We start from the raw sequence: 23,884 nt of genomic DNA on the forward strand, positions 1-23,884 counted from the left end.
CGCCGAGCGTCGCGAGGCACGATGGTTGAACGAATCATTGAATTCAGCGCGAGAAATCGCTTCATCGTGTTCCTGCTGGTCTTGGCCTTCTCGGCCATCGGCCTCTGGGCTTTGTGGCAGACGCCGATCGATGCCTTGCCCGACGTCTCAGACACGCAGGTGATCGTCTACACGACCTGGCCCGGACGATCTCCGGACCTGATCGAGGACCAGATCACCTATCCGATCGTGACGGCGCTTCTGTCCGCGCCCAAGGTGACGGTGGTCCGGGGCTTCTCGGACTTCGGCTACTCCTATGTCTATGTTCTGTTCAAGGACGGCACCGACATCTATTGGGCGAGGAGCCGTGTGCTCGAATACATGAACCAGTTGGCGGGCCGGCTGCCGGAAGGGGTCACGCCGCAGCTCGGCCCGGATGCCACCGGGGTCGGATGGGTGTATCAGTACGCCCTCGTCGATGAATCGGGACAACAGGACCTCGCCTCGCTGCGCAGCTTCCAGGATTGGTACCTTCGCTATTGGCTGCGCGCGGTGGAAGGGGTGGCCGAGGTCGCGAGCATCGGCGGATTCGTCCGCCAGTACCAGGTCAATCTCGATCCCACGAAAGTCCTGGCCTACCGTCTCTCTATTCCTTCCATTGTGGAAACCATCAGACAAAGCAACAACGACGTGGGCGGCCGCGTCGTGGAATTTTCGGGAATCGAATACGTGGTTCGAGGGCGAGGCTACATCAAGAAGAGCGAGGACATCGAGAAGATCGCCGTGGGCGTCAATGACAACGGCACGCCCATTCTGTTGCGGGATGTGGCGACCGTGCGGCTCGGGCCGGATATGCGGCGGGGCCTCGTCGATCTGGACGGCCAAGGCGAGGTGGTCGGAGGCATCGTCGTCATGCGGTTCGGGGAGAACGCGCTGACGGTCATCGAACGGGTGAAGGCCAAGCTCAAGGAATTGGAACCCTCCATGCCGAAGGGCGTGAAGATCGTCAGTACGTACGATCGAAACGACCTGATTCGAGAATCGATCGCCACGGCGAATGAAAGCCTCCTGGAGGAACTGCTCGTCACTGGAGTGCTGATTGTCGCGTTCCTGCTGCATGTGCGCTCCGCAATGGTGCCCATCCTCACGCTGCCGATCGCGGTCCTGATCGCCTTCATTCCCATGTACCTTCTGCAGGTCGGCATCAACATCATGTCGCTCGGCGGGATCATCGTCGCGATCGGGGACATGGTCGATGCCGCCATCGTCATGGTGGACAACGCCCACAAGCGCTTGGAGGAATGGGAACGAAACGGCCGCAGGGGCGAGCGGGTGCAAGTCCTCATCGATTCGGCCAAGGAAGTCGGCCCGGCGATCTTTGCCTCGGTGCTCGTGATCGCCATCTCCTTCATTCCCATCTTCGCCTTGGAAGCGCAGGAAGGGAAGATGTTCAAGCCGCTGGCCTGGACGAACAATCTCGCCGTCGCCATGTGCGCGGTGCTCGCGATCACCTTGGTCCCCGCCTGCCTGCCGACATTCATCCGTGGCCGGATCTTCCCGGAACAGCGCCATCCGGTCAGCCGAAGCCTGCAAGGGATCTATGCGCCGCTCTTGCGATGGACGTTGCAACACAGGGGCACCGTCGTCCTGCTGGCCGTGGGACTCCTGCTCAGCATCGTACCGGTTTATCAACGCATGGGGTCAGAATTCATGCCGCCTCTCTACGAAGGGACGATTCTGTACATGCCCACGACCCTGCCTGGTCTTTCGGTCACGGAAGCCGGGCGGCTCCTCCAGATCATGGACCGGAAACTGAAATCGTTTCCTGAAGTGGAGCGAGTCTTCGGCAAGGCCGGACGGGCGGAAACGTCCACGGACCCGGCCCCGTTCAGCATGATGGAGGTGATCGTCGAATTGAAATCGAAAGAGCAATGGAGACCTGGGCTTAGCTACGAGGGGCTGGTCGATGAAATGGATCGAGCCCTCCAATTTCCCGGCGTGACCAATGCCTGGACGATGCCGATCCGGAATCGGATCGACATGCTGACGACCGGTATTCGGACACCGGTAGGAATCAAGATCTTCGGCCCGGATCTCAAGCAGATCGAACAACTGGGAGAGCTGTTGGAGATGGTGCTGAAAGAAGTCCCTGGAACCCGCAGCGTGTATGCGGAGCGGGTCTCCAGCGGCTACTATCTGGATTTCGACATCAACCGCGAGGAGATTGCCCGCTATGGCCTCAAACTGATGGATGTGGGAAGGATCATCGAATCAGCCATCGGTGGCGAGAACATCGCTACCACGATCGAGGGACGTGAACGATATCCGATCAACGTGCGCTATCTGCGGGAGTTGCGGGATGACCCCCAGAGGCTTCAGCGTGTCCTCGTCGATACGCCAACCGGCGCCCAAGTGCCGTTGGCCCAACTGGCGACCCTGCGATTCGTCAACGGCCCTCCGATGATCCGGGATGAAAACGGGATGCTCGCGGGCTATGTCTTTCTGGACATGGCCGACCGCGACGTGGGCGGCTATGTGGAGGATCTCAAGCGGACGGTGGCGGCCAAAGTGCAACTTCCGCCGGGCTATACGATCGTCTGGTCCGGGCAATATGAGTTCATGGAGCGGGCGAAGGAGCGATTGAAACTCGTGATCCCGCTGACGCTCATCATCATCTTCGTTGCGTTCTACTTCACGTTCCGCTCGGTCGCTGAGACGTTCATGGTCATGGTCGGCGTGCCGCTCTCGTTGGTCGGCGCCGTCTGGTACCTGACGATACTGGGCTACAACATCAGCATTGCCGTGTGGGTAGGACTCATTACCGTAGTGGGGACGGCCGCGGAAACGAGCGCCGTCATGCTGGCCTACCTGGACGAGGCCTGCGCGCGGCGCAAAGCGGCGGGCGGGCTCAAGACGTTGCAGGACGTGATTGACACAGTCCAGTCGGGCGCTGTGGAACGCATCAGGCCGATGGCGATGATCGGGTTCGTCGACGTGATCGGTTTGTTTCCGGTGATGTGGGCCACGGGTACGGGAGCGGATGTCATGAAACGGATCGCCGCGCCACAGGTTGGTGGGGTCTTTTCCGCGATGATCCTCACGCTGTTCGTCATCCCGCCCGTCTACGTGATATGGCGCTGGTGGAAGGAACGTCAGGCTCGGCACGAGACAAAGACATGAATCCGACGACGTTCGATTCGGATGCAATTGAATCCCTGTGGAACTACCCATGAACGCTGTCTGCACGCGACGGATTACCTACGGCGAACAGTCGAAAGGAGAGCGTTATGAACTGGACAAGCCATACTGCCGCGTTCGTGGCCGTTATGGGACTCTCGTGGGAATTGTCTGGATGCATGGTCCCGCCGCTGATGCATCGAGGCGGGATTATGATCGATAGCTGGGCTGACGTAAAGGCCCATGACGCCATGGTTTCAGGAATTCTCGCCGCATTCAATCGGGCTGAAACGGCCCTGCAGGCCGGCAATGCAGATGGGCTGATGGACCTTTACTCGGAGGACTATCATTATCACGACTTGACGAAGAGCGATTTGCGGGCGATTTGGGAGGAGTTACTGGCTCATCATCGGGACTTCAGAAGCAACCATATTCTCTCGCGCATTGCCGTGGTGCCTGCTGCGTCTCCCGCTGCGGAGCTCACCTGTACGGGAAGTCTGTGGGCCGTCTCGAAGGAGACGGGGCAACAGGTCAACATCGACAGTTGGTACGGAGAAATACATTACATGGTCAATGAGAAAGGCGCGTGGAGGGTTCGCGGACATCGCGGAGAAGGCCCGAAAACACGCGGGTTCGGTGCAGCCCCGCACCCGTTCTTCTAGTCTCTGTCTTTTCGCATGGCACGATTCCTGAGATGAACACGTGCATGGCCACTAGCCAGAATCTTTCACAGATGCAGCGCACTCCCGCGCTGCCAACAAAAGGAGGGCGAATAATGATGAACGGTCGATGGGGTTCGATGGTCGATGTGATCGGGTTGGCCCTTATGTTGCAAGGCTGTGCGGAGATCTCGACACAACGCATGATCAATGCGAACGATCATGTGGGCCTCGCGATTATTACGCCCAGCAGGCGCAGGAATTGAGGGACAGGCCGAAAGGTTGGGAGATGACGGCCGAATGTTATGAGAAGCATTCGGAGCCGCATGGGAAAGCCGAACCAATGCAACGCACCGCGCATTGTGGGGCCATTGCTCAGAACTACATGAACGCGGAGGACGAAGCGGACGAGTTGGCGCGGGAGCACCGAGCGATGCGGCCTCGCGCGAGCCATATCAAAAACTGAGTTGGACGATTGTGCCCATGTACTATCAGTCGCGGGACCGCTGGATCGACGTGATGCGGCATGCGATCGCGCTCAACGCCTCCTTTTTCAACACGCACCGCATGGTGCAACAATATGCGGCCAATGCCTATGTGTGATGGGGAACACGAGCCAAGGGTTGTATGAATGTACATGTGCCGCCGCATCAGAGCTGAGGTGCGGCTTGTGGGTTGGCGGCGGCGCCGATCTCAACTGATTGGTGCAGCAGAGGTCGCCTGATGGCCGATGGGTTTCCGTCGGAGGTCACCGAGTTTAGGGAATAGCCTTCTCCTGCTGACGATGTAACTTCGCTAAGGTCTCCGCCTCCTCCGCAGCCTGCGCGTAGTACTTGATGAAGACATGACAATGATCGATCAGTTCCCACTTGGTCGTTTTGGGAGAGGGCTGGTAGGACGGCTTTGCATACTCGGCGACCATCTGCTGCATTTCTTCGACTTTCCCACGGAGGCGCGCGGCTTCCTGCTCGTACCAGGTTGCCAGCCCGGGGTGATCGTTGCGCTCGATCATTTCGCGCGGAGGCGCGGTGGAGCAAGCCGTGGCCGCGACCAGGAGAATCATTCCGATCCATCCCAGACAACGGTGAATGCGGAGATGCCGGCTTCGCGTGCGAGTGGGGAATGCCGGAGTGAAGGTCATCAGCCAGGCCTTACGGACGCGGCTCCAGCTCGATGAGCCCTTTTCTGATCGCGAGGATCGCGGCCTGCGTGCGGTCATAGACCTGCAGCTTGTGGAAGATGTTGCGGACGTGGTTCTTCACGGTCTTCTCGCTGAGGTCGAGCGCGTTGGCGATTTCCTTGTTGGTCTTGCCGTCCGCCACCAGCCGCAGCACGGTGATCTCCCGTTCCGTGAGGTCGTGCTCCACCCAGGCCGGCTTCTTCCCCTTCTTCTGGGCCATGAGAGAGAATTCCGCAAGGATCTTGCTCGCGACGGAGGGGTGAATCAGCGATTCCCCTCGGTAGATCGCTCGAATTGCAGCCACGATCTGGGAGGAGTCGCTGTCCTTCAGCAGGTATCCGGTCGCGCCGGCCCGCACGAGATCGAAGATATACTGCTGCTCCTCGTACATCGTCAGCGCGACAATGCCGATGTGGGGAAACTCCCGCTTGATCTGCCGGGTCGCCTCGACGCCGCCCATCCGCGGCATGCTCACGTCCATCAGCACCACGTCCGGCATGAGCGTCCGGGTTTTCTCGACCGCTTCCTGGCCGTCCTGCGCCTCCCCCACGACATGGATGTCCTCCTTGGTCTTGAGGATGGCCGCGAGCCCTTCCCGCACGACCCGATGATCATCCGCGATCAGGACCTTAATCTTTTCCGTCGTCTTTTCCATCGCTCACGGCCTCCTTCGGAACCATGGGGACGTCGATCACGATCTTCGTGCCTTGCCCCGGCTTCGAGGTGATGCTCGCCTCCCCGCCGACGAGGCGCGCGCGCTCCAGAATACCACGAAGCCCGAAATGATCCCACTTCTCCGGATCGCGCGAGACCGCCTCCACGTCGAACCCGATGCCGTCGTCCGTGATCGTGACGGTCAGACGGTCGGGGTCGATGCGCAGGTGCACATCGGCCTGTTGGGCCTTGGCGTGCTTCTCGACGTTGCTGAGCGCCTCCTGCACGATGCGGAACAAGAAAATCTTCGTTCGCGGAAACAGGGCCATTTCGTCGCCCGACACCGAGAACCCTGTCTTGATGTGGGTTTGGGTTTCATAGGACTTGAGATAGTTCGTCAGCGCCGGGATCAGCTCCATCTTGTCGTAGTGGAGAGGGCGCAGGTTGAAGATCACCTGGCGGGCCTCCTGGATCGCGAGCTTGAGCTGGTCCTTGGTCTCGCGCAGGGTCTCTTCGCAGGCGGCCGGATCCTTCCGCGCCAGCTCTTGGCACAACTCCAATCGGAAGTTGACGCCGGCCAGGCTCTGCACGAGCCCGTCGTGGATTTCGCAGGCGATGCGGGTCCGCTCCTCGCTCACGGCGGTGGCCGCCTCCTTCACGTACAGCCGGTAGAGCGATTGGTATTGGGCGAGGGTTCTCTCGATCTCGGCGGTGGTCCTGATGCGGGCCTCGATCAGTTGCCACATGAACTTGGCGCTGGCCCCGCCGAGGACCGTGACGCCCATGCGATGAAAATCCTGCAAGGTCGCCTCGACCGTGGGATCGCCCGTCACGTCGATGATCAGCTCGACGCGCTTCATGGCGAGCAGCTTGCGGAAGTCGCGCGTCACGGGGATCTTCAATCGCCGCGCGAGCTCGAGACCCACGGCGTTGGGGTTCACCTCCGCGATCCCGATGATCTTGACCAGCGGGTCCGGCGCGAGGATTTCCATGAGGGCCGTCCCTCCCCGTCCGGCGCCGAGAATGGCGACGTGCGTGGCGGCCTGCCGAGGGCGAAACTCGCGCCGCCGACGCGGTGAGGGCGGGCGCGTCCGCTTCGGCGCGGATCTTCGGCGCCTGGCGCTCCGAACTCCGGTTTTCATGGTCTTCATCGGTCGCGCGGTTCTGGCCAAGTGTCCTGCATCGCAGCAGGGGCCTGTACCCTACCGCAGATCGAGGGGGAACTGATAGGGCGGCGACCGGCTAGCGTTCGCGGCGCTCGCGGGCCAACGACTTCAGCTCGTCCATGAACTGGTCGATGTCTTTGAAGTCGCGGTAGACCGAGGCGAACCGCACGTAGGCCACTTGATCCAGCTCGCGAAGCGCCTCCATGACCTCTTCGCCGATGGTCCGGCTGGCGACTTCCGTCTCGCCGAGCTCTTGAATGCGCTTTTCGATGTGGTCGGCCACCGCTTCGATGGTGGCCATGCTGATGGGGCGTTTTTCGCAGGCGCGCTTCAGGCCGGCGATGATCTTGCCGCGATCAAACGGCTCGCGGCGCCCGTCCTTTTTGACGACGAGCGGGAGGGTCTCTTCGACCCGTTCGTAGGTGGTGTACCGGCGCTTGCAGCCCAAACACTCGCGGCGCCGGCGAATCAGCTCGCCTTCCTTGGCCATCCGCGAATCAACGACCTTGTCTTCAAGCGCGTCGCAGAACGGGCACTTCACCGAGCGTGCCTCGTCTCAGGGTTCGAAGCGTTAACGCGCATTATACATGACGGTTCGTCACGAAACCGCGAAGTCGCGTGGCGAGACTGGCGCGCGGAGCCGGGAAGACCTGAGCAACTGTCTTGAATGTCAAGCTCTCCGTGCAGCGGCCGGTTGCCATGGAGTCCCATGATGTACCATCGCATTGAGAATGGTCAGCAGCTTGCGCATCGCGGCGACCAGCGCGACCTTGGATGCTTTGCCGGCGGTACGCAGTCGCTGGTAGAACTGCCGGATGACGGGGTTCCAGCGCGTCGCCACCAAGGTCGCCATGTACAGCGCGGTGCGGACGGGGGCCCGCCCACCCCAGATGGTGCGTCGGCCGCGCAGCCGCCCACTGTCCCGATTGAAGGGCGCGACGCCCACCAAGGCCGCAATTTGCTTGCGATTCAGCAAGCCCAACTCCGGCAGCTCGGCCAAGACCGTGCGACTCATTACCGGTCCGATGCCGGGCACGCTCTGCAACAAATCTTCGCGTGCACGCCAGATGGGGCTCTCTTCAATCATGTCATCGAGGTCCTCGTCGAGCCGGGCCAGTTCGGTGCGCAACCAGCGCAGATGGGCTTCAATCCGCTTCCGCACGCGGGCTGGAGCTCGGTCCAACCGGTTCTGCTCGGCCCGCTGCATCGCCAGCACTTGGCGGCGTCGCGCCAACAGGGCCGCCAGTTCCGCGGTCTGCGGATCGGGGAGCGCCCGCACTTCCGGTTGGATGACCTCTGCGAAGCGGGCCAACACCTGCGCGTCCAGCGTATCGGTCTTCGCCAACCGGCCCGTCGCTTTGGCAAAGTCCCGGACCTGGCGCGGATTGACCGCGATCACGGGCAAGGCGGCGTCCACCAGCGCCCGCAGCAACGGCCGTTCCAAGCCCCCGGTGGCTTCCACGACAATCCGTATCGGCGATACCTGGCTCAGCCGTGCGATCACCGTGCTGATTCCCTGGGCATCATACGGGACGCTCAGCGGCGTGCCAGCCGGCCGCATGGCGACGTCCAGCTGCGCTTTCGAGATATCAATTCCGACACACACCGACGATGTCTGCATCGCCTCCTCCTTGGTGAAGCCCGTCCTTGTCTTGATGCGGGCTCGGTGGCCCAGGCAACTGTGCGGGCTTATGGAATAGGGAATGTGACGACCCGGCTCGGCCGCGGTCTCTTCGGACCGGAGGCGTATCGATCTGTCACATTCCGTATGTCTCATGTACCACAATTCCAAGATACAAGGCGTACTTGAACCAGTACGTCGAGGGTCTGAGCGGCGAGCCCGCCAGCCTGTACGCCGCAATGGGCGCGTGCAGGCCGGTCGTAGCAGCGAATACGCGGTTGCAGTAGAAGCGTTCATGAATAATGCGCGTCAATACTGATGGAAGATCGGAAACTTCGTGCAGAGCGATTTGGCCTCCGCGCGAATCTGCTGCTGCAGGGCCTGGTCCTGCGGCCGTTGGATCACGCGATCGATGAAGTCCACGATCTGGCGCATGTCGGATTCCCGCATGCCCCTGGTCGAGACCGTCGGCGTCCCGAGGCGGATGCCGCTCGCCGTGGCCGGCGGCTTTTCGTCATAGGGCACGGCGTTCTTGTTGACGATGATGCCGGCGGCATCCAGGGCCGCTTCGGCCTCCTTGCCGGTCACGCCCTTGTTGGTCAGATTCACCAGCATCAAATGGTTGTCGGTCCCACCCGACACGACCTTATAGCCGCGGGCGAGCAAGCCCTCCGCGAGCGCCTTGGCGTTGGCGATCACCTGCTGCTGATAGGCCTTGAAAGATGGGGACAGCGCTTCCTTGAGGGCCACGGCCTTGGCGGCGATCACGTGCATCAACGGGCCGCCTTGGAGTCCCGGAAAGACGATCTTGTCGATCGCCTTGGCATGCTCGGCCTTGCACAGGATCATGCCGGCCCTCGGGCCGCGCAGGGTCTTGTGGGTGGTGGTCGTCACGAAATCGGCGTAGGGCACGGGGTTCGGATGGAGTCCCGCCGCGATCAGGCCGGCGATGTGAGCAATGTCCACCATCAGGTAGGCGCCGACGGACTTGGCGATCTGCTGGAACCGCGGAAAATCAATGATTCGCGAATAGGCGCTGGCCCCCACCACGATCATCTTGGGGCGGCATTCCTCCGCCCGCTTCTGGACCACGTCGTAATCGATCTGTTCGGTGTCGCGGTCGACGCCGTAGGAGAAGGCCTGGAACAGGATGCCGGAGAAGTTCACCTTGCTGCCGTGGGTCAGGTGGCCGCCTTGCGCGAGGTCCATCCCGAGGATGGCATCCCCCGGCTTGAGGACCGCGAGATAGGCCGCCATGTTGGCCTGCGAGCCGGAATGCGGCTGCACGTTGACGTGCTCCGCGCCGAAAATCTGCTTGGCTCGCTCGATCGCCAAGGTTTCCACCGCATCCACGTGCTGGCAACCGCCATAGTAGCGCTTGCCCGGATAGCCTTCGGCATACTTGTTCGTCATCAAGCAGCCTTGGGCGGCCAGCACGGCGGGGCTGGCGAAGTTTTCCGACGCGATCAGCAGGAGCTTCTCGCGCTGGCGCTGCTCCTCCGCCTGAATCGCCTCATAGACGTCGAGATCGGTGGCTTTCAACGCCTCCAAAGTTCCTATCGCATCGCTCATGCGGGCCTCGATGTGTGAGTCGTGGGAATTGGCGTGGTTCGGGTTGTTTCTGTTTCGATTCCGTTCTACCTGACCGGCTGCGGTCCGCGGCTGTCGTAGTAGCTAGGATGTCGCCTGGGCGGCTTCCGCCGGCGCCTCTTCCTGCTGCTTCACGACATGCACGGCGACCGCGGCGGTCACCTCCCGCGGCAGCTTGATCGCCACCGTGTGTGTGCCCAGTTCCTTGATCGGATGGGCCAATTGAACCTTGCGGCGATCGACCGTAAAGCCTTGGGCGGCCAATCCGTCGGCGATGTCCTTGTTCGTGACCGATCCGAACAGCTTGTCGTCCTTGCCGACCTGGACCGGGATCGTCAGCGACACGGCCGAGATCTTCTTGGCGTGGGCTTCGATTTCCAGCCGTTCCTTCTGGGCCCGCTCGGCCGCCACCCGCTTGGCGTGCTCGAATTCCTTCACGTTCCTGGTGCTGGCCTCCACCGCCTTGCGGCGGGGCAACAGAAAATTCCGCGCAAACCCGTCGGTGACATCCAGGACGTCGCCGAGATTGCCGATGCCTTCCAATGTCTCCTGCAAAATGACCTTCATAGCCCCTGCTCCTTGACTGGTGAAAAGACCGTTCACCATACAGGCCACCGGCACCGAAAGTCAACGAGATTGCGGGGATGCGTTGCAGGCCATCACGCATGCGAAGGACCGGGACGGTCCTGGCTGGATGGCGGGGTAGCGCACCAACTGACTCACGATTTCAGCTCCAGGCCGGCCGAACGATGGCTGGACGACCGGAGGCACAATTCAGTATGGTGCACTGCCCACGGGCGGCCGGAGCCGGCGTCACAGGTGGGTAAAGGGTAACGGACCATGTCGATCCTGACCTCTATTGAACAAAGTGCCGCCAAGCTGAAAGCCTGGCGCCATTCACCGGATGCCGCCCGCTTCGATGCACCGATCGAGGCGCTCCACTTCCAGCGGCAAGCGACCGTCGGCACGCTCCACCTGTACCGAGCGGATCTGCCGCCCGGCGCGACCTTACTCGACGATGTGCCGGTCACCATTGTCTTGCCGGAGGGGATGGAGCCGACCGAAGGGCTGGTGCTGGCACAGGAAGGGTCGCAGGCGCTGATCCAGATCGTGGACGATCTTGGAGCGCAACAGGCTTCGGCGACGATCGTGCCAGATAGCAGCGCCTTTGTCGATGCGGCGGCGCGGCGGCTGGCCGACATCCTCGCCAAGTCCGCTGCCTATACACTCGGCCCGGCCGAACGGCTGACCGGATTGCTGGAGGGTGATCCCGCGCAGGCGGCCCAAACCATGAGGGCGGCCGGGACCTCGGTCCTCACGACCCTATGGGCCGACAATCTGGCGGAACGGCGCAGCCGCCTGGCGACGCTGCTGGTCGAGTTGGTCCGGGCCAACAAGCGCGTCCTGCTGATCAGCCCCGACCATCGAATGTCGGACGACATGACGGCAAGCCTGGCCAAGAGTCTCAAAGCGGCCGGCCTCACCTATAAGACCTATCTCACCAGGTACGAGGTGGCGGTTGAGCGGGAGCGGCTGGGCATCCAACTGACGGAGCTGGGGTTCGAGGCGCAGATGCATCAATTCTTTGCGAAGTCACGGGCGGACAAGGCGGCCCTGCGCCGCAAGTACGAACGGTTCCGGGAGCTGACGCCAATCCTGGCCTACAAGGCGCAGAAGCAGCAGGAACTGGACGAGGTCCGGTTGCTCGAATGGCGCTTGATGACGCAGTTGACGGAATGCCGGACCAAGATCGCCGAGATCGATCAGATCGTCGCCCAGTATGAAGCCCTGCCGATCTGGAAGCGCCTCGCGATGCAGTCGGTGGGCAAGAACGTGGAGTCGTTGGCCGAGTACCGGCAGATCTATGACCAGCAGACTGTTGGCTTAAAGAAGGAATTGGACATCGCGAAGGCGCGCATCGATGAGCTGGCGCCGGAGGCGGCGGTCCCGCGCGACATGCGGCCGGAGTATGAGGAGCTCAAGGAAGAGGTCGTCCGGCTGGGCGGCACCAAGAAGATCCGCGAGCTGCTCGCAGCCGAAGAGGGCACGAACCGGCAGGCCTTCGTCCAGAACAAGCGGATCGTGGCCACGACAGCCGGGCGCGTCCTCAGCGATCCCCTGTTCGCGCGGGTGCGGTTCGACGTGCTGGTCGTAGACGAGGCGCCGCAGATCCCTGCGGCGTTCGTTCTGGGCGCGGCGGCCATCACGCGCGATCGCATCGTGCTCAGCGGCGAACTTCGCGACTTTGCCCTCACCGGCGCCTGGGACCTGAATCGCGAACTGTCGCTCGTCCGGCCGGATCGAGCGAGCAGCGCGGCGGTGGGACATTGAGGGTCGGGAAAAAGCCAAGACCAGAGGCCTCGTCACCTTGACGGAACCTCCACCCCTTCGCCATAATCAGGCCGCATCATCGATTCGGATCAAGAATCGTGAGGATGGTGCATTCGTCAGGCACGCTCAAAATGGCCTTCAACGAGGCCGCAGGGAGCCCGGCGACCGAGGCGTACTGGAGGTTGGTATGTCGAGGCAGATGGACGACTGAGAACGACGCGGGAGAGCATTTTCAGCAGCCTGTAAGTGCCGAAGTGGCGGAACTGGCAGACGCACTAGATTCAGGGTCTAGCGCCCTCCGGGGTGTCCGGGTTCAAATCCCGGCTTCGGCACCAAATCCATTTTCCACTTGGTTTCTCAAGCAATTCCACATCCGATCTCTCCAAAATCTAACCGATCTCTAACGCCTCATCCGTGGAGGACCGTTTCAAGAGCTGCGGCTGCCGCCTCTTGCATCGAAGGCTGAACGTGCGCGTACACGTCCAGCGTGATCGACGTATCCTTGTGTCCCAAGCGTTCCGAGACCACTTTGAGCGGCGTTCCCTGATTGAAGAGGAGCGTCGCGCAGGTATGGCGGAGGCCGTGAAACTTGATCTTCTTCACTCCGGCCTGCTTGAGGATCATCTGATACTCTCGTTGCCCGAGGTTGTTCATCTGAAGCGGCTGTCCAAACGCTTTCGCAAACATCAGTCCGTGATCCTTGTAGGCGGTCCCGAGTTCCAGCCGTCCTTTCGCCTGCTCAACCTTGTGTTTCCGAAGCAACGCGATCGTTCCCGGACTGAGTTGAATCGTCCGAGGCTGCCCATTCTTTGGCGGACCAAAGATCGGCTCTGGTCCTGGTTTGACCAATTGGCGGACAATTGACAGCATCCCGGTCTGAACATCCAAATCGGACCATTTCAGCCCGCACAACTCTGCCTTCCTTGCCCCGCTGTCTAGGGCCAGCGCGTAGAACGCCGCGGCTTGCGTTCCGGCTTCCTTGGCGACATCCAGAAACCGTTTTGCTTCCTGTTCATCCCAACAGTGCTCCATCACCTCTTTGCGGTCATGCTTGGCCCGAGGCTTTCCAATGACCAAATCGGCGACGTTGCGGGGAACTAGGTCCTGTTTGGTGGCAGCTTTGAGGGCGCTATAGAGAATGGCGTGATGCACCTGAAGGGTCGCTTTCTTGAGCGGTGAATGATCGTAATACTGCTGTAAGTGACTGGCTCGAAGGTCCGCGAGGCGGATATTCCCGATCTTCGGCTTGAGATGGTTCGTCACGACGGAGGAATAGGTCTCATAGGTCCTCTGCCGTTTATGGGGCGGCTTGATCGCCATCTGTAGCCACTCGTCGAGCCACTGACCAAGCGTCAACTTGGACGGTTCGATCACCTGGCCCGTGTTCACCTTCTGCAACAACTCGGTCAGCTTGTTCTCTGCGGCTTGCTTGGTCCCCCGAAACGTGACCCACTTCTGCTTGCGCTTGAGCAATCCGGTCTTGGGGTCGATTCTTCGCCCCAGATCCAACACCAGGTAATAGCTTCCATCGTGCCGCTGCGTGATGTGCCCCCTCATCGTGGTTTCCTCCTACTTCCTCAGTCCGGAGGCGATGATCGTTTCCGCACAGGCCGGATCATTCCTCACATCCTCCGGCCAGATCCATCCGAATGCCGTGGTCCAGACCGCTCCCACGTTCCGTGCCCGCATCGCCTCTAGCGCCTGCTGTTGCTTCCAATTCAGAGTGTTCATCTCACTCTCCCGCGCAGTTGACCTGGCTCAGTAATCTTCCGGGCGCATGATCGTCCATCCGTTCACTTCGTTTTCAATCAGCCAGAGACCCGGCGGGACCTGCCAGATGTCGCCCTTGTAGGACGCCAGGCGGATTTTTGTTTTGAGCATGGCTGCCAGCTCGGCCAGATACCCGGATGGATATTGGCCGTTGAGCTGGTCAAGGAGCACTTCGGCGGACCCTGTGAACGTGATCCCCGCCTTGGCGGCGGCCACTGGCAAGAGGAACGGTTCAAGGTCGGCCCAGAGCCCGCTCGTCATCCGGTTGACCGGCATGTCCCTGAACTGTCAAGGGTCACCCAAATTTCCCCAGTTATGGTCATCGAAAACTCCCCACCCTGGTTACGTGGTCGTGGCGGCTTCTTCGACGCGCACCAAACCGGCTTTAAGTTTCTCCTTGAGCCGGTACGAATGACCACGGATATTGATGGTGATGGCGTGGTGCAGGACCCGATCCAGGATCGCGGTCGCCAGCACCCGGTCCCCGAAGACCTCCCCCCAGGCCCCGAAACTCTGGTTACTGGTGAGAATCATCGGCCCCTTCTCGTAGCGACGCGAGATGAGTTGGAAAAACAAGTTGGCCCCGGTGCGGTCAATGGGCAGATAGCCGATCTCATCGATGATCAGTAACCGCGGGATCGTGTAGAGCTTCAGCTTGTCCTCCAGCCGATTCTCCGTCAGGGCTCGAGTCAGTGTGGCGATCATGGCGGCGGCCGTCGTGAACAACACCCGATAGCCTCGCTCGATCGCTTTGAGCCCCAGCCCGATGGCCAGGTGGCTTTTGCCGACCCCGGGCGGCCCCAAGATCACGAGATTCTCGCCGTGCTCGATGAAGTGGCAGGTGGCCACTTGCTGGATCTGCTTCTTATCCAGCGACGGCTGGTAGGCGAAGTCGAAGACCTCCAGACTCTTCACAAACGGAAACCGCGCGAGACTGGTGCGCATCGTAATGTTCTTCTCCGCTTTGGCGGTCACTTCTTCACTGAGGACCTGATCGAGGAAGTCCGCATACGACAGGTCCTTGGCCGCCGCCTCCTGTAAGAGGGCGTCGAGCCGCTCGCGGCTCTTCAGGAGCCGCAGCCGCGTCAGCTGTTCACGGAGCCGTTCCAGTTGCGCCGGGTTCATGGCTGCACCTCGTGCGCCGCCGCGCTCCCGCACACCGCCTCGTAGCACGCCAGATCCCGCACTTCGACCTCCGGGACCGCACCGGGGTGAGTGGCCAGTTCGCTCAGGGTTGACCGGCGCTGGCGCGCAATGCGGGCACTGGCGCCGGGGCCGTGCTCCGGCAGAATGCGGAATTGGTGGCGGCCGGGTAACACGGGATGGGTGGCCACCTCGCGGTCGCGATGGAAGATATGGATGGTGTCGCCCCGCCGTTGCGCCTCAACCCGTTGCCCAATCAGGCGGAAGGGCACGGAATACCGATTCGTGTCGAAGCTGACCAGATAGTCTTCAGCCACGATCCGCGAGACCCGCGCCTCCTGCTGGAAGCCGCGCTGGCCCGCCAGTGGCACGAGGTGCTCGCGTTCTCGCTCAAACCGCGCGATCGGTCGCTCATGAGTCGTGCCGTGCAGGCGCTGGTCGGCGATCGTCACGTTCCATTCGTCGAGCTGGGCCTGGAAGTCCACCACGTCGACAAACGTCCGCCCGGGCAGAAAGTTCCGCTTCACATACTTCACGCCCGATTCCACTTTGCCTTTGGTCTGCGCCCGGTAGGGCCGACACACGCGGGGCTCAAAGCCCCAATAGTCGGCAAAGGCTTTGAACGTGGGATTCCAGAGGCGTCGGCCGGTCTCATCCGCATAGCACACGGTGCGCGGACGATCATAGAGATGCTCGCGGGTGTGCCCGCCGAAATGGGCAAAGGCCCGTTCATGGGCCTCCAGAAATTGCGCCAGGCGCTCATCGGCACACGCGTGATAGAAGCCGCGGCGACTGAACCCTAAGGTGAGCACGAACACGTGCACCACGACGGGACCGGTGCGGAAGGGCACGGTGGCCTGGCCCCAATCAATCTGACTTTGCTGCCCCGGCGGGGTCTCAAAGCGGAGGAGGGCCCGCTCCGCTTGCAGCTGGACCTCGCGCAGCGGCGCCACACACCGCTTCACCGTCTCATAACTGCCGGTGTAGCTCCGGCTCGCCCGCAGTTCCTGGTAGAGAATCCGCGCCGAGTACCCCACCTGCGGGGCGCGGGTCCGCACAAAGTCGGCATGGGCGGTGAGCAGCGTCTCCGCCACCGCTGCCCGGCGATAGGGGTGCCACGTCGTCTGCCGCAGACTGCGCCGGACCGTCTTGCGATCCAGATCCAACCGCCGCCCAATCGCTGAAATGGACACCCGCTCCTCGTGAAACAACCGTCGAATCTCCGCCCATCGCTCCTGATCCACCATGCATGCCTCCCCAGATTGGTCCCCCTGGGCACGCATGATCGCCGACGCTCCCGTCTCGTCAAGTCCCATCTCCCTCCTCCTTCAGTTAGGAGGGTGGGGAAAATTCAATGACCACACCTGGGGATTATTGGATGACCGCTGACACCTGAACCTCACACCACAGGATGAAATGTCCACGATCGCACCGTCCGACAGCGCCTCCTGATCCCTGTACCGGCTGATCGGCTCTCCGAAGAGTTCAGTCAGTTGGTCCTGATTCGGTTTGCTCATGCCTCCTCCTTTCAGTTGCTCAGCCTTCCTCCCGATCCTTCCAGACGCGACCGGCGTTCCGTCTCGCTTCCAGATAGGCTTCATGAAGGACGAGGGCGACACCGACCACCAGCACGATTCCGCCCGCCAGGTACCCCACGAGGAGCATCTGGTCTGCCGCTTGTTTCACCGCATCCACGAATGGCAAGGCTCCGTTCATCGTCGGCCTCCTTTCTTCTGTCCATCAGCGACCCCAAGGGCCAGGAGCGCCAGCAGCATGCAGAGCGCCTGAAAATCGCGCGCTGAGAGCCTCGCCTTCACTTGCGCCAACGCTCGATACAGTTCGCTCTCGCACGTTCGCTGCACCCCTCGTCGTCTCAACGTGTGACTCATCGCTTCACCCCCTAGTTAATGAGCCATTCCACCGAATGATCCTCGTTCAAGATCGCCGCATGGACGCTCGCGAAGAGTAATCCCCCCGGGCGGCGACGGCTGCCGGTCCTGAATTCCATCGTGATCTGCCCCGTCAGCCTGGACAGCCGATCCGCCGTCTGTCGATCGGTCCGAAATCGGAGCACTCGCCGTTCCGCGTCCCAGGTGGCCTTGTAGGTCCCGTTCAACTGCGCCCCCAAGTCGGAGAGGAAACGGACCCCATAACGCCCGGTCTGGATTGTTCCGTTCATCGTTTCAGTCGCCACGCCCTTGACCCCGTTGACGTACAAGGTTTCCCGTTTCGGTTTCCGTTTCGTGGTCTTCATTTCTCTCCCCCCCTTGGGTTGTCCTCTCACCCGCCTTTCTTCGCGGGCTTGGGACCCTCGTTGAATTCCCGCTCCAGCACATGCCGGATGAAACCGCTGTACGTGTAGCCCTTGGCCCGCATCGCATCCAGGCGCTTCTTCACCGACTCCGGCACCATGATGAGAATCCGCACCAGCTTCATACGCACCTCCTTTGTGATAACTACATAATATGATAACTTATTATGTAGTTAGTTATCAAGCTAGGTGGTTTGACGACATAAGTTGTTATCAGGTAAGGTTTTCCGCCATGCCTACCCCCAAGCCCTCCTCAGATCGGAAGATGTTCGGGATTCGCCTACCTGATTCCCTGATGAAAGAAATCAAGCACCTGGCCGTCGATGAGGGAAAACCGATGAATGAACTCGTTGAGGAAGGGCTAAGGGATTTGATGAAGAAGTACCGGGAAAAGCGGCGCGAGAGCCGCTGAGGAGTTAGAGAAGAAGGGGCTGCTGCCGAAGGGAAAGTAGGGATGGACTGGAATACGTTCGTCACCACCCTCACAGCTACCGGTTTTGCTTCCGCTGCCTTTGTATTTCTCGCCAAGTTCTTATCGAAGCATCTCTTGTCCATGGATCTCGAACGTTTCAAGGCCGACCTGAAATCGATTAATGAGAAAGAACTGGAGCGGCTTCGGGCGGACCTTCGAATCGCCGCCTTCCAGCAGGAAACCACCTTTGCAAAACTCCATGAGAAGCGGGCGGAGGCTATTGCCGAGTTGTATGCCAAGTTGGTTGATGCCCATTCTGCTATTAGGATCGCCTTAATATATGGGAAGGGTGGACAGCCTGATTACTATCGGGAGGCACTGTCTAAATTCAGGGCGTTCGAAGATTATTTCGAGCCTCGTAAAATCTACTTTCCAGACGGTTTGTGCGACCTAATAGAACAGTTGGTTATTAAGTTGGGACTTCTTCAACGCTTCGCAGGAGAGAGAGCACCGGACGACTTAACACAAGGGATACAGGACCCAAAAGGTTTTGGGGCCAAAATATTAGAGCTGGACGAGCCGGTTAAACAGATTCGACATGAAATAGAACATTCTTTTCGAAACATCCTTGGCATCACAGAACACCAGCCGGTGGCCAAGCTGGCGGAATTGGAAAAACGGGGGATCTTGCCGAAGGGACGATAGGAGGAGCCATGCCGTTGCAAAAAGATACTCAGTACGAGAAAGCGGTTCTGGAATACCATAACCATCCAGACGGGCGTAGCGACGAGGAATTCAGGCGCTGGGAGTTGGCAGAATCCCAGAAGACAAAGGATATGTCTCATGGCTATGAGCTTGCCCGTAAACGACTTGAGGATCAGAAGTGTATTGAGCCGAGAAGCGGCCGATACTACTTGGCCGAGATGGGCCGAACAAGACTCGAAGAATTGAAGGCCATCGATCAAGACCCGAATCTGAGAACCTGAGGAAGGCAGGACCTCCGCCCGGCGGAAGCGTAGCTGGTGGAGCTGGAGTGGTGGGGGATCTTGCCGAAGGTGTAGTAGGAACGAACTGCGCCTCACTTGAGCCCAATGAAGGGGAAGGAACAGCCTATGGCAGAGGAAATGCGCACACCAGATGAATTCGGTCCCTACCTCAACGCGGCCTTTATCTGTGAAAAGGTCTTACGAGAGCAGGACGGGGTCATGTCAGCGATCCGTATCATCGACCGAGTCACGCATGCGGCACCCGGCCCTGATGTGATGGAGCCATTTCCTTATCGTTTTGCGTTGGTCCTGAATTTCAAGTCGGGTGAGGCGCTCGGGACCTATCAAATCAGTATTCAGCCCATAAAGCCGAACAATGAGAAGTTGCAAGCGGCTGTATATCCTGTGAACTTTGAGTCACCAGGAGACAGAGGAGTAGGGATCTGCGCTGACATGCAGATACTGTTCGATGTGCCGGGGCTCTGGTGGTTTGATATCTATCTGTCAGGAGAGGGAAGGGTGCGGCGCGTCTCGCGCATCCCGTTCAGGATTATTTACCTGCCCCAGCCTGTGAAAATGAGTGGCTAACGCGAAAGTAGATGGTTGGTGCCAGGATCATCGGTTCCGTGTGGATGACCGTATTCCCTGAGGCACTTGAGTTGAACTCGGCAGGAAGACCTTTCTCGATTAACAGTGCGTAGACGCTATCCCGAAATTGATCCTCGCTGAGTAACTGCTCCCCTTTTTCAATGAGGAGTGCGTCAACCTGGTTGGCGATTTCGATGGCTTTATGATCTCCGGAGTCAAGGATGTCCTGCAGGTTGCCCACAAGCCACTCCTCCAACTCGGAAGCTGATCGCTCCCTGCTGAGGTACTGGATAATCTCCTGAGTTAAGGCTGAGGTTTGGAGGAGTTCAGAAATCATAATGCCTCCTGAAAGAGTAAAGCGCGTCCCGCCAGAGACTATACGGACCACTTTCAACAACAGTCAATATCCGAGCATGATCGCCAGGGGGCTTCTTGTGCCCCAAATAATCAAGGACAGAGTACTGCAAAATCCGAGCCTTCGCGGGCAACCTGAGGGAACCCGGAGCCAGATTATACGATACCTTGATCTTGGCGGGCAGTGGGTCGTCGAGATTCACCAATACCTACGGCCAGATGGATCGCTTGGGGCGAGCAGGAAACCTGATCCTAAGCGACTTCGAATCGCCGGAACCATTCTCATCTCAACAGAGAAATAGGAGCATTGTTCACTGTGGATTTTTGCCCACACTGGTCAAATCTTGTCACGTGAGACCACTTGTCTCTACCGCGGAACATGATCATATCGCAGTGATGACTGGACACTCGACTGCATTCTCGTGATCGGGGACTCTGTTGATCGGAGAACTCCATCGCTAAAGCATACCTTCGTGTTCAGAAGACCCCACACGCAGAGCTGAGAGAAACGAGCAAAACGGATACTTCCAAAAAATCCTCGCCCCCCCGCTCAGCCCTTCTGATGGGCTCTTCCCAGGCCCGCAGGATCTTCGCGCCAGGGCCGCCGGCACGAGGCCCGTCACTCGCGGCCCTCTCCTCCAAAGAAAACCCTCACTTCGCCGATTGTCATGGTTGGGGCGACGGTCGGATTGACGACCTCACCCGCTGTCGGTCAACAAGACGCCATAGCCCTGTGATGGGAAAGAGGGCAGGACCTCCGCCCCGCGGAAGGCCCCGCCCTGTGCGGAAGTCGCGGGCCTGCCACGAGAATCAGAGAACCGGCCAGGCCGGCGCAGCCGACGATCGGGCTCAGCCCGATCTGCTTGGCGTTCAGCGGTGTCAAGGGTCACCCAAATTTCCCCAGTTATGGTCATCGAAAACTCCCCACCCTGGTTACGTGGTCGTGGCGGCTTCTTCGACGCGCACCAAACCGGCTTTAAGTTTCTCCTTGAGCCGGTACGAATGACCACGGATATTGATGGTGATGGCGTGGTGCAGGACCCGATCCAGGATCGCGGTCGCCAGCACCCGGTCCCCGAAGACCTCCCCCCAGGCCCCGAAACTCTGGTTACTGGTGAGAATCATCGGCCCCTTCTCGTAGCGACGCGAGATGAGTTGGAAAAACAAGTTGGCCCCGGTGCGGTCAATGGGCAGATAGCCGATCTCATCGATGATCAGTAACCGCGGGATCGTGTAGAGCTTCAGCTTGTCCTCCAGCCGATTCTCCGTCAGGGCTCGAGTCAGTGTGGCGATCATGGCGGCGGCCGTCGTGAACAACACCCGATAGCCTCGCTCGATCGCTTTGAGCCCCAGCCCGATGGCCAGGTGGCTTTTGCCGACCCCGGGCGGCCCCAAGATCACGAGATTCTCGCCGTGCTCGATGAAGTGGCAGGTGGCCACTTGCTGGATCTGCTTCTTATCCAGCGACGGCTGGTAGGCGAAGTCGAAGACCTCCAGACTCTTCACAAACGGAAACCGCGCGAGACTGGTGCGCATCGTAATGTTCTTCTCCGCTTTGGCGGTCACTTCTTCACTGAGGACCTGATCGAGGAAGTCCGCATACGACAGGTCCTTGGCCGCCGCCTCCTGTAAGAGGGCGTCGAGCCGCTCGCGGCTCTTCAGGAGCCGCAGCCGCGTCAGCTGTTCACGGAGCCGTTCCAGTTGCGCCGGGTTCATGGCTGCACCTCGTGCGCCGCCGCGCTCCCGCACACCGCCTCGTAGCACGCCAGATCCCGCACTTCGACCTCCGGGACCGCACCGGGGTGAGTGGCCAGTTCGCTCAGGGTTGACCGGCGCTGGCGCGCAATGCGGGCACTGGCGCCGGGGCCGTGCTCCGGCAGAATGCGGAATTGGTGGCGGCCGGGTAACACGGGATGGGTGGCCACCTCGCGGTCGCGATGGAAGATATGGATGGTGTCGCCCCGCCGTTGCGCCTCAACCCGTTGCCCAATCAGGCGGAAGGGCACGGAATACCGATTCGTGTCGAAGCTGACCAGATAGTCTTCAGCCACGATCCGCGAGACCCGCGCCTCCTGCTGGAAGCCGCGCTGGCCCGCCAGTGGCACGAGGTGCTCGCGTTCTCGCTCAAACCGCGCGATCGGTCGCTCATGAGTCGTGCCGTGCAGGCGCTGGTCGGCGATCGTCACGTTCCATTCGTCGAGCTGGGCCTGGAAGTCCACCACGTCGACAAACGTCCGCCCGGGCAGAAAGTTCCGCTTCACATACTTCACGCCCGATTCCACTTTGCCTTTGGTCTGCGCCCGGTAGGGCCGACACACGCGGGGCTCAAAGCCCCAATAGTCGGCAAAGGCTTTGAACGTGGGATTCCAGAGGCGTCGGCCGGTCTCATCCGCATAGCACACGGTGCGCGGACGATCATAGAGATGCTCGCGGGTGTGCCCGCCGAAATGGGCAAAGGCCCGTTCATGGGCCTCCAGAAATTGCGCCAGGCGCTCATCGGCACACGCGTGATAGAAGCCGCGGCGACTGAACCCTAAGGTGAGCACGAACACGTGCACCACGACGGGACCGGTGCGGAAGGGCACGGTGGCCTGGCCCCAATCAATCTGACTTTGCTGCCCCGGCGGGGTCTCAAAGCGGAGGAGGGCCCGCTCCGCTTGCAGCTGGACCTCGCGCAGCGGCGCCACACACCGCTTCACCGTCTCATAACTGCCGGTGTAGCTCCGGCTCGCCCGCAGTTCCTGGTAGAGAATCCGCGCCGAGTACCCCACCTGCGGGGCGCGGGTCCGCACAAAGTCGGCATGGGCGGTGAGCAGCGTCTCCGCCACCGCTGCCCGGCGATAGGGGTGCCACGTCGTCTGCCGCAGACTGCGCCGGACCGTCTTGCGATCCAGATCCAACCGCCGCCCAATCGCTGAAATGGACACCCGCTCCTCGTGAAACAACCGTCGAATCTCCGCCCATCGCTCCTGATCCACCATGCATGCCTCCCCAGATTGGTCCCCCTGGGCACGCATGATCGCCGACGCTCCCGTCTCGTCAAGTCCCATCTCCCTCCTCCTTCAGTTAGGAGGGTGGGGAAAATTCAATGACCACACCTGGGGATTATTGGATGACCGCTGACATTCAGCGGGACCACCGGCGGAAGTAACCCCGCATCCAAGACCATCACAGTCACGAACCCGGGGACCGGGACCCTCACCTGGGCCGTCGTGGACAATGCGAACTGGCTCACCGCCACGCAATGCGGCAGCACCATCACGGCGGCCGTTAACCTCTCCAGGGTGGCAGACGGGACCTACAATGGAGTGATCACCGTCTCGGCCGCCAGCGCAACCAATACCCCATAGGCGACTCCCGTGACTTCGACGGTACCCGCGTCTGCTTAACAACCAATAGGATGGATCACGTTCTGGTGAAACGCAGAGCGAGGTTCGTCCCGTGACAAGGGCAAACCGCCTGTAAAGGCGGGACGCAAAGCTAAGAGACCTCATCGGAACCTAGAAGAGACCCGACGGTCAGTCTGGCTGCCACGCTGGCTCGATGGGTGACTTCGGTAACCTGCATGTGTCCTTCCCCTGCAGTTACCCAAACGAGCGTGGTAGCCAGCGCCGGATGTAACCAAGGAGGACCGGAACCATGCCTCGCACAGATCACAGACCCACGCGTTTCACCTTCAGTGAGGTGTTCACACTCTCCCTGTATGGGCTCGTATTGTGGGTCTACGGCGCGCCCATCGCCATCATCAAGGGGAACGTGACCAGTTACGTGGCGAGCGGGCTACCACGGGGACTACCTACTTCTTTGTCGTCACCGCGTTCGACAACAACGGCAACGAAAGCTCGTATTCCAACGAGGTAAGCAAGAGCGTGTATTACAAAAAGCACAATCAGGGACGAGAATCTGAAAGAGCAGTATTGGTGAGCCGAGATCGACTGGAAGGAGGAAACTACATGCCGCAGC

General features: G+C 60.5%; 27 protein-coding genes, 1 tRNA gene and 1 riboswitch. Of the genes, 10 read left to right on the top strand and 18 right to left on the bottom strand.

The window, feature by feature from the left end:
- The first annotated feature begins 21 nt into the window (after nt 1–21).
- The 3 genes from QWI75_RS01400 to QWI75_RS01410 all read left to right on the top strand — a co-directional run bounded on the left by QWI75_RS01400 (nt 22) and on the right by QWI75_RS01410 (nt 4,081).
- Complete coding sequence (locus QWI75_RS01400; protein WP_289266897.1) at nt 22–3,159, top strand: efflux RND transporter permease subunit; 3,138 nt, start codon at nt 22–24, stop codon at nt 3,157–3,159.
- Nucleotides 3,160–3,266: 107 nt separating this feature from the next.
- Nucleotides 3,267–3,818 carry a nuclear transport factor 2 family protein gene (locus QWI75_RS01405; protein ID WP_289266898.1) on the top strand — a complete coding sequence of 184 codons (552 nt, stop codon included), beginning with the start codon at nt 3,267–3,269 and terminating at the stop codon, nt 3,816–3,818.
- Between the two features lie 113 nt (nt 3,819–3,931).
- Entirely contained in the window at nt 3,932–4,081 is a 150-nt protein-coding gene (locus QWI75_RS01410) for a hypothetical protein (RefSeq protein WP_289266899.1), read from the top strand.
- Nucleotides 4,082–4,572: 491 nt separating this feature from the next.
- Here the strand turns inward: QWI75_RS01410 and QWI75_RS01415 are convergent, their stop codons facing one another.
- The 7 genes from QWI75_RS01415 to rplI all read right to left on the bottom strand — a co-directional run bounded on the left by QWI75_RS01415 (nt 4,573) and on the right by rplI (nt 10,593).
- Nucleotides 4,573–4,878: a protein kinase family protein gene (locus QWI75_RS01415; RefSeq protein ID WP_289266900.1), complete on the bottom strand. Its 306-nt coding sequence runs from the start codon at nt 4,876–4,878 to the stop codon at nt 4,573–4,575.
- A gap of 88 nt (nt 4,879–4,966) precedes the next feature.
- Complete coding sequence (locus QWI75_RS01420; protein WP_289266901.1) at nt 4,967–5,650, bottom strand: response regulator transcription factor; 684 nt, start codon at nt 5,648–5,650, stop codon at nt 4,967–4,969.
- The gene (locus tag QWI75_RS01425; RefSeq protein ID WP_289266902.1) at nt 5,625–6,791 is read right to left on the bottom strand and encodes a sensor histidine kinase; all 1,167 of its coding nucleotides are present in this window, start codon (nt 6,789–6,791) and stop codon (nt 5,625–5,627) included. The genes QWI75_RS01420 and QWI75_RS01425 overlap by 26 nt, the downstream gene beginning before the upstream one ends.
- A 100-nt stretch (nt 6,792–6,891) precedes the next feature.
- The gene (gene nrdR / locus QWI75_RS01430) at nt 6,892–7,356 is read right to left on the bottom strand and encodes a transcriptional regulator NrdR (protein ID WP_289266903.1); all 465 of its coding nucleotides are present in this window, start codon (nt 7,354–7,356) and stop codon (nt 6,892–6,894) included.
- Nucleotides 7,357–7,485: 129 nt separating this feature from the next.
- The gene (locus tag QWI75_RS01435) at nt 7,486–8,436 is read right to left on the bottom strand and encodes an IS110 family RNA-guided transposase (protein WP_289266904.1); all 951 of its coding nucleotides are present in this window, start codon (nt 8,434–8,436) and stop codon (nt 7,486–7,488) included.
- Nucleotides 8,437–8,745: 309 nt separating this feature from the next.
- Entirely contained in the window at nt 8,746–10,008 is a 1,263-nt protein-coding gene (gene glyA / locus QWI75_RS01440; protein WP_289266905.1) for a serine hydroxymethyltransferase, read from the bottom strand.
- 102 nt (nt 10,009–10,110) lie between these two features.
- Nucleotides 10,111–10,593: a 50S ribosomal protein L9 gene (gene rplI / locus QWI75_RS01445; protein ID WP_289266906.1), complete on the bottom strand. Its 483-nt coding sequence runs from the start codon at nt 10,591–10,593 to the stop codon at nt 10,111–10,113.
- 273 nt (nt 10,594–10,866) lie between these two features.
- On the opposite strand from rplI, the gene QWI75_RS01450 reads away from it, so the two are divergent.
- Both QWI75_RS01450 and QWI75_RS01455 read left to right on the top strand, forming a co-directional pair.
- The gene (locus QWI75_RS01450) at nt 10,867–12,357 is read left to right on the top strand and encodes an AAA domain-containing protein (RefSeq protein ID WP_289266907.1); all 1,491 of its coding nucleotides are present in this window, start codon (nt 10,867–10,869) and stop codon (nt 12,355–12,357) included.
- A gap of 248 nt (nt 12,358–12,605) precedes the next feature.
- Nucleotides 12,606–12,692, top strand: a tRNA-Leu gene (locus tag QWI75_RS01455).
- Between the two features lie 73 nt (nt 12,693–12,765).
- On the opposite strand, the gene QWI75_RS01460 is transcribed toward QWI75_RS01455, so the two are convergent.
- The 8 genes from QWI75_RS01460 to QWI75_RS01495 form a co-directional block, all read right to left on the bottom strand.
- On the bottom strand, nt 12,766–13,914 hold the full coding sequence (locus QWI75_RS01460; protein ID WP_289266908.1) for a tyrosine-type recombinase/integrase: 1,149 nt from the start codon (nt 13,912–13,914) through the stop codon (nt 12,766–12,768).
- Nucleotides 13,915–13,926: 12 nt separating this feature from the next.
- Nucleotides 13,927–14,088, bottom strand: a complete 162-nt coding sequence (locus QWI75_RS01465) for a hypothetical protein (protein ID WP_289266909.1) — start codon at nt 14,086–14,088, stop codon at nt 13,927–13,929.
- Between the two features lie 27 nt (nt 14,089–14,115).
- Nucleotides 14,116–14,403, bottom strand: coding sequence for a hypothetical protein (locus QWI75_RS01470; RefSeq protein WP_289266910.1), 288 nt, complete (start codon nt 14,401–14,403; stop codon nt 14,116–14,118).
- 66 nt (nt 14,404–14,469) lie between these two features.
- Nucleotides 14,470–15,252, bottom strand: coding sequence for an IS21-like element helper ATPase IstB (istB, locus tag QWI75_RS01475; protein WP_289266911.1), 783 nt, complete (start codon nt 15,250–15,252; stop codon nt 14,470–14,472).
- Complete coding sequence (istA, locus tag QWI75_RS01480) at nt 15,249–16,586, bottom strand: IS21 family transposase (RefSeq protein ID WP_289266912.1); 1,338 nt, start codon at nt 16,584–16,586, stop codon at nt 15,249–15,251. Before istA (QWI75_RS01480) ends, istB (QWI75_RS01475) begins: the two co-directional genes overlap by 4 nt.
- Nucleotides 16,587–16,806: 220 nt before the next feature.
- Nucleotides 16,807–16,986 (bottom strand): hypothetical protein, encoded by a 180-nt coding sequence (locus tag QWI75_RS01485; protein ID WP_289266913.1) that lies wholly within the window; start codon nt 16,984–16,986, stop codon nt 16,807–16,809.
- Nucleotides 16,987–17,170: 184 nt separating this feature from the next.
- Nucleotides 17,171–17,524, bottom strand: a complete 354-nt coding sequence (locus QWI75_RS01490; RefSeq protein WP_289266914.1) for a hypothetical protein — start codon at nt 17,522–17,524, stop codon at nt 17,171–17,173.
- 26 nt (nt 17,525–17,550) lie between these two features.
- The gene (locus QWI75_RS01495) at nt 17,551–17,706 is read right to left on the bottom strand and encodes a hypothetical protein (RefSeq protein ID WP_289266915.1); all 156 of its coding nucleotides are present in this window, start codon (nt 17,704–17,706) and stop codon (nt 17,551–17,553) included.
- Nucleotides 17,707–17,846: 140 nt separating this feature from the next.
- Between QWI75_RS01495 and QWI75_RS01500 the strand changes: the two genes are divergently transcribed.
- The 4 genes from QWI75_RS01500 to QWI75_RS01515 all read left to right on the top strand — a co-directional run bounded on the left by QWI75_RS01500 (nt 17,847) and on the right by QWI75_RS01515 (nt 19,567).
- Entirely contained in the window at nt 17,847–17,993 is a 147-nt protein-coding gene (locus QWI75_RS01500) for a ribbon-helix-helix protein, CopG family (RefSeq protein ID WP_289266916.1), read from the top strand.
- A 42-nt stretch (nt 17,994–18,035) separates the two neighbouring features.
- Nucleotides 18,036–18,698 (top strand): hypothetical protein, encoded by a 663-nt coding sequence (locus QWI75_RS01505; protein WP_289266917.1) that lies wholly within the window; start codon nt 18,036–18,038, stop codon nt 18,696–18,698.
- Between the two features lie 8 nt (nt 18,699–18,706).
- Complete coding sequence (locus tag QWI75_RS01510) at nt 18,707–18,979, top strand: hypothetical protein (RefSeq protein ID WP_289266918.1); 273 nt, start codon at nt 18,707–18,709, stop codon at nt 18,977–18,979.
- A 126-nt stretch (nt 18,980–19,105) separates the two neighbouring features.
- On the top strand, nt 19,106–19,567 hold the full coding sequence (locus QWI75_RS01515) for a hypothetical protein (protein WP_289266919.1): 462 nt from the start codon (nt 19,106–19,108) through the stop codon (nt 19,565–19,567).
- Here QWI75_RS01515 and QWI75_RS01520 read toward each other — a convergent pair.
- From QWI75_RS01520 to istA (QWI75_RS01530), 3 genes are all read right to left on the bottom strand, one after another.
- Nucleotides 19,530–19,904, bottom strand: coding sequence for a hypothetical protein (locus QWI75_RS01520; protein ID WP_289266920.1), 375 nt, complete (start codon nt 19,902–19,904; stop codon nt 19,530–19,532). The genes QWI75_RS01515 and QWI75_RS01520 overlap by 38 nt on opposite strands.
- 950 nt (nt 19,905–20,854) lie before the next feature.
- Complete coding sequence (gene istB / locus QWI75_RS01525; RefSeq protein ID WP_289266911.1) at nt 20,855–21,637, bottom strand: IS21-like element helper ATPase IstB; 783 nt, start codon at nt 21,635–21,637, stop codon at nt 20,855–20,857.
- Nucleotides 21,634–22,971 (bottom strand): IS21 family transposase, encoded by a 1,338-nt coding sequence (istA, locus tag QWI75_RS01530; protein ID WP_289266912.1) that lies wholly within the window; start codon nt 22,969–22,971, stop codon nt 21,634–21,636. Before istA (QWI75_RS01530) ends, istB (QWI75_RS01525) begins: the two co-directional genes overlap by 4 nt.
- A gap of 69 nt (nt 22,972–23,040) precedes the next feature.
- On the opposite strand from istA (QWI75_RS01530), the gene QWI75_RS22595 reads away from it, so the two are divergent.
- Nucleotides 23,041–23,271 carry a BACON domain-containing protein gene (locus tag QWI75_RS22595; protein ID WP_370693608.1) on the top strand — a complete coding sequence of 77 codons (231 nt, stop codon included), beginning with the start codon at nt 23,041–23,043 and terminating at the stop codon, nt 23,269–23,271.
- Nucleotides 23,272–23,360: 89 nt separating this feature from the next.
- A riboswitch (cyclic di-GMP riboswitch) is annotated at nt 23,361–23,456 on the top strand.
- Nucleotides 23,457–23,884 lie beyond the last annotated feature (428 nt).

This window comes from Nitrospira tepida (assembly GCF_947241125.1).
GTDB classification, from domain to species: domain Bacteria; phylum Nitrospirota; class Nitrospiria; order Nitrospirales; family Nitrospiraceae; genus Nitrospira_G; species Nitrospira_G tepida.

Excerpts from the sequence above, each read along its gene's own strand:
- QWI75_RS01400 (WP_289266897.1), top strand. The coding sequence starts at position 22 with ATGGTTGAACGAATCATTGAATTCAGCGCGAGAAATCGCTTCATCGTG.
- QWI75_RS01405 (WP_289266898.1), top strand. The coding sequence starts at position 3,267 with ATGAACTGGACAAGCCATACTGCCGCGTTCGTGGCCGTTATGGGACTC.
- QWI75_RS01410 (WP_289266899.1), top strand. The coding sequence starts at position 3,932 with ATGATGAACGGTCGATGGGGTTCGATGGTCGATGTGATCGGGTTGGCC.
- QWI75_RS01415 (WP_289266900.1), bottom strand. The coding sequence starts at position 4,878 with ATGATTCTCCTGGTCGCGGCCACGGCTTGCTCCACCGCGCCTCCGCGC.
- QWI75_RS01420 (WP_289266901.1), bottom strand. The coding sequence starts at position 5,650 with ATGGAAAAGACGACGGAAAAGATTAAGGTCCTGATCGCGGATGATCAT.
- QWI75_RS01425 (WP_289266902.1), bottom strand. The coding sequence starts at position 6,791 with ATGAAAACCGGAGTTCGGAGCGCCAGGCGCCGAAGATCCGCGCCGAAG.
- QWI75_RS01435 (WP_289266904.1), bottom strand. The coding sequence starts at position 8,436 with ATGCAGACATCGTCGGTGTGTGTCGGAATTGATATCTCGAAAGCGCAG.
- glyA (WP_289266905.1), bottom strand. The coding sequence starts at position 10,008 with ATGAGCGATGCGATAGGAACTTTGGAGGCGTTGAAAGCCACCGATCTC.
- rplI (WP_289266906.1), bottom strand. The coding sequence starts at position 10,593 with ATGAAGGTCATTTTGCAGGAGACATTGGAAGGCATCGGCAATCTCGGC.
- QWI75_RS01450 (WP_289266907.1), top strand. The coding sequence starts at position 10,867 with ATGTCGATCCTGACCTCTATTGAACAAAGTGCCGCCAAGCTGAAAGCC.
- QWI75_RS01460 (WP_289266908.1), bottom strand. The coding sequence starts at position 13,914 with ATGAGGGGGCACATCACGCAGCGGCACGATGGAAGCTATTACCTGGTG.
- QWI75_RS01465 (WP_289266909.1), bottom strand. The coding sequence starts at position 14,088 with ATGAACACTCTGAATTGGAAGCAACAGCAGGCGCTAGAGGCGATGCGG.
- QWI75_RS01470 (WP_289266910.1), bottom strand. The coding sequence starts at position 14,403 with ATGCCGGTCAACCGGATGACGAGCGGGCTCTGGGCCGACCTTGAACCG.
- istB (WP_289266911.1), bottom strand. The coding sequence starts at position 15,252 with ATGAACCCGGCGCAACTGGAACGGCTCCGTGAACAGCTGACGCGGCTG.
- istA (WP_289266912.1), bottom strand. The coding sequence starts at position 16,586 with ATGGGACTTGACGAGACGGGAGCGTCGGCGATCATGCGTGCCCAGGGG.
- QWI75_RS01485 (WP_289266913.1), bottom strand. The coding sequence starts at position 16,986 with ATGAACGGAGCCTTGCCATTCGTGGATGCGGTGAAACAAGCGGCAGAC.
- QWI75_RS01490 (WP_289266914.1), bottom strand. The coding sequence starts at position 17,524 with ATGAAGACCACGAAACGGAAACCGAAACGGGAAACCTTGTACGTCAAC.
- QWI75_RS01495 (WP_289266915.1), bottom strand. The coding sequence starts at position 17,706 with ATGAAGCTGGTGCGGATTCTCATCATGGTGCCGGAGTCGGTGAAGAAG.
- QWI75_RS01500 (WP_289266916.1), top strand. The coding sequence starts at position 17,847 with ATGTTCGGGATTCGCCTACCTGATTCCCTGATGAAAGAAATCAAGCAC.
- QWI75_RS01505 (WP_289266917.1), top strand. The coding sequence starts at position 18,036 with ATGGACTGGAATACGTTCGTCACCACCCTCACAGCTACCGGTTTTGCT.
- QWI75_RS01510 (WP_289266918.1), top strand. The coding sequence starts at position 18,707 with ATGCCGTTGCAAAAAGATACTCAGTACGAGAAAGCGGTTCTGGAATAC.
- QWI75_RS01515 (WP_289266919.1), top strand. The coding sequence starts at position 19,106 with ATGGCAGAGGAAATGCGCACACCAGATGAATTCGGTCCCTACCTCAAC.
- QWI75_RS01520 (WP_289266920.1), bottom strand. The coding sequence starts at position 19,904 with ATGATTTCTGAACTCCTCCAAACCTCAGCCTTAACTCAGGAGATTATC.
- istB (WP_289266911.1), bottom strand. The coding sequence starts at position 21,637 with ATGAACCCGGCGCAACTGGAACGGCTCCGTGAACAGCTGACGCGGCTG.
- istA (WP_289266912.1), bottom strand. The coding sequence starts at position 22,971 with ATGGGACTTGACGAGACGGGAGCGTCGGCGATCATGCGTGCCCAGGGG.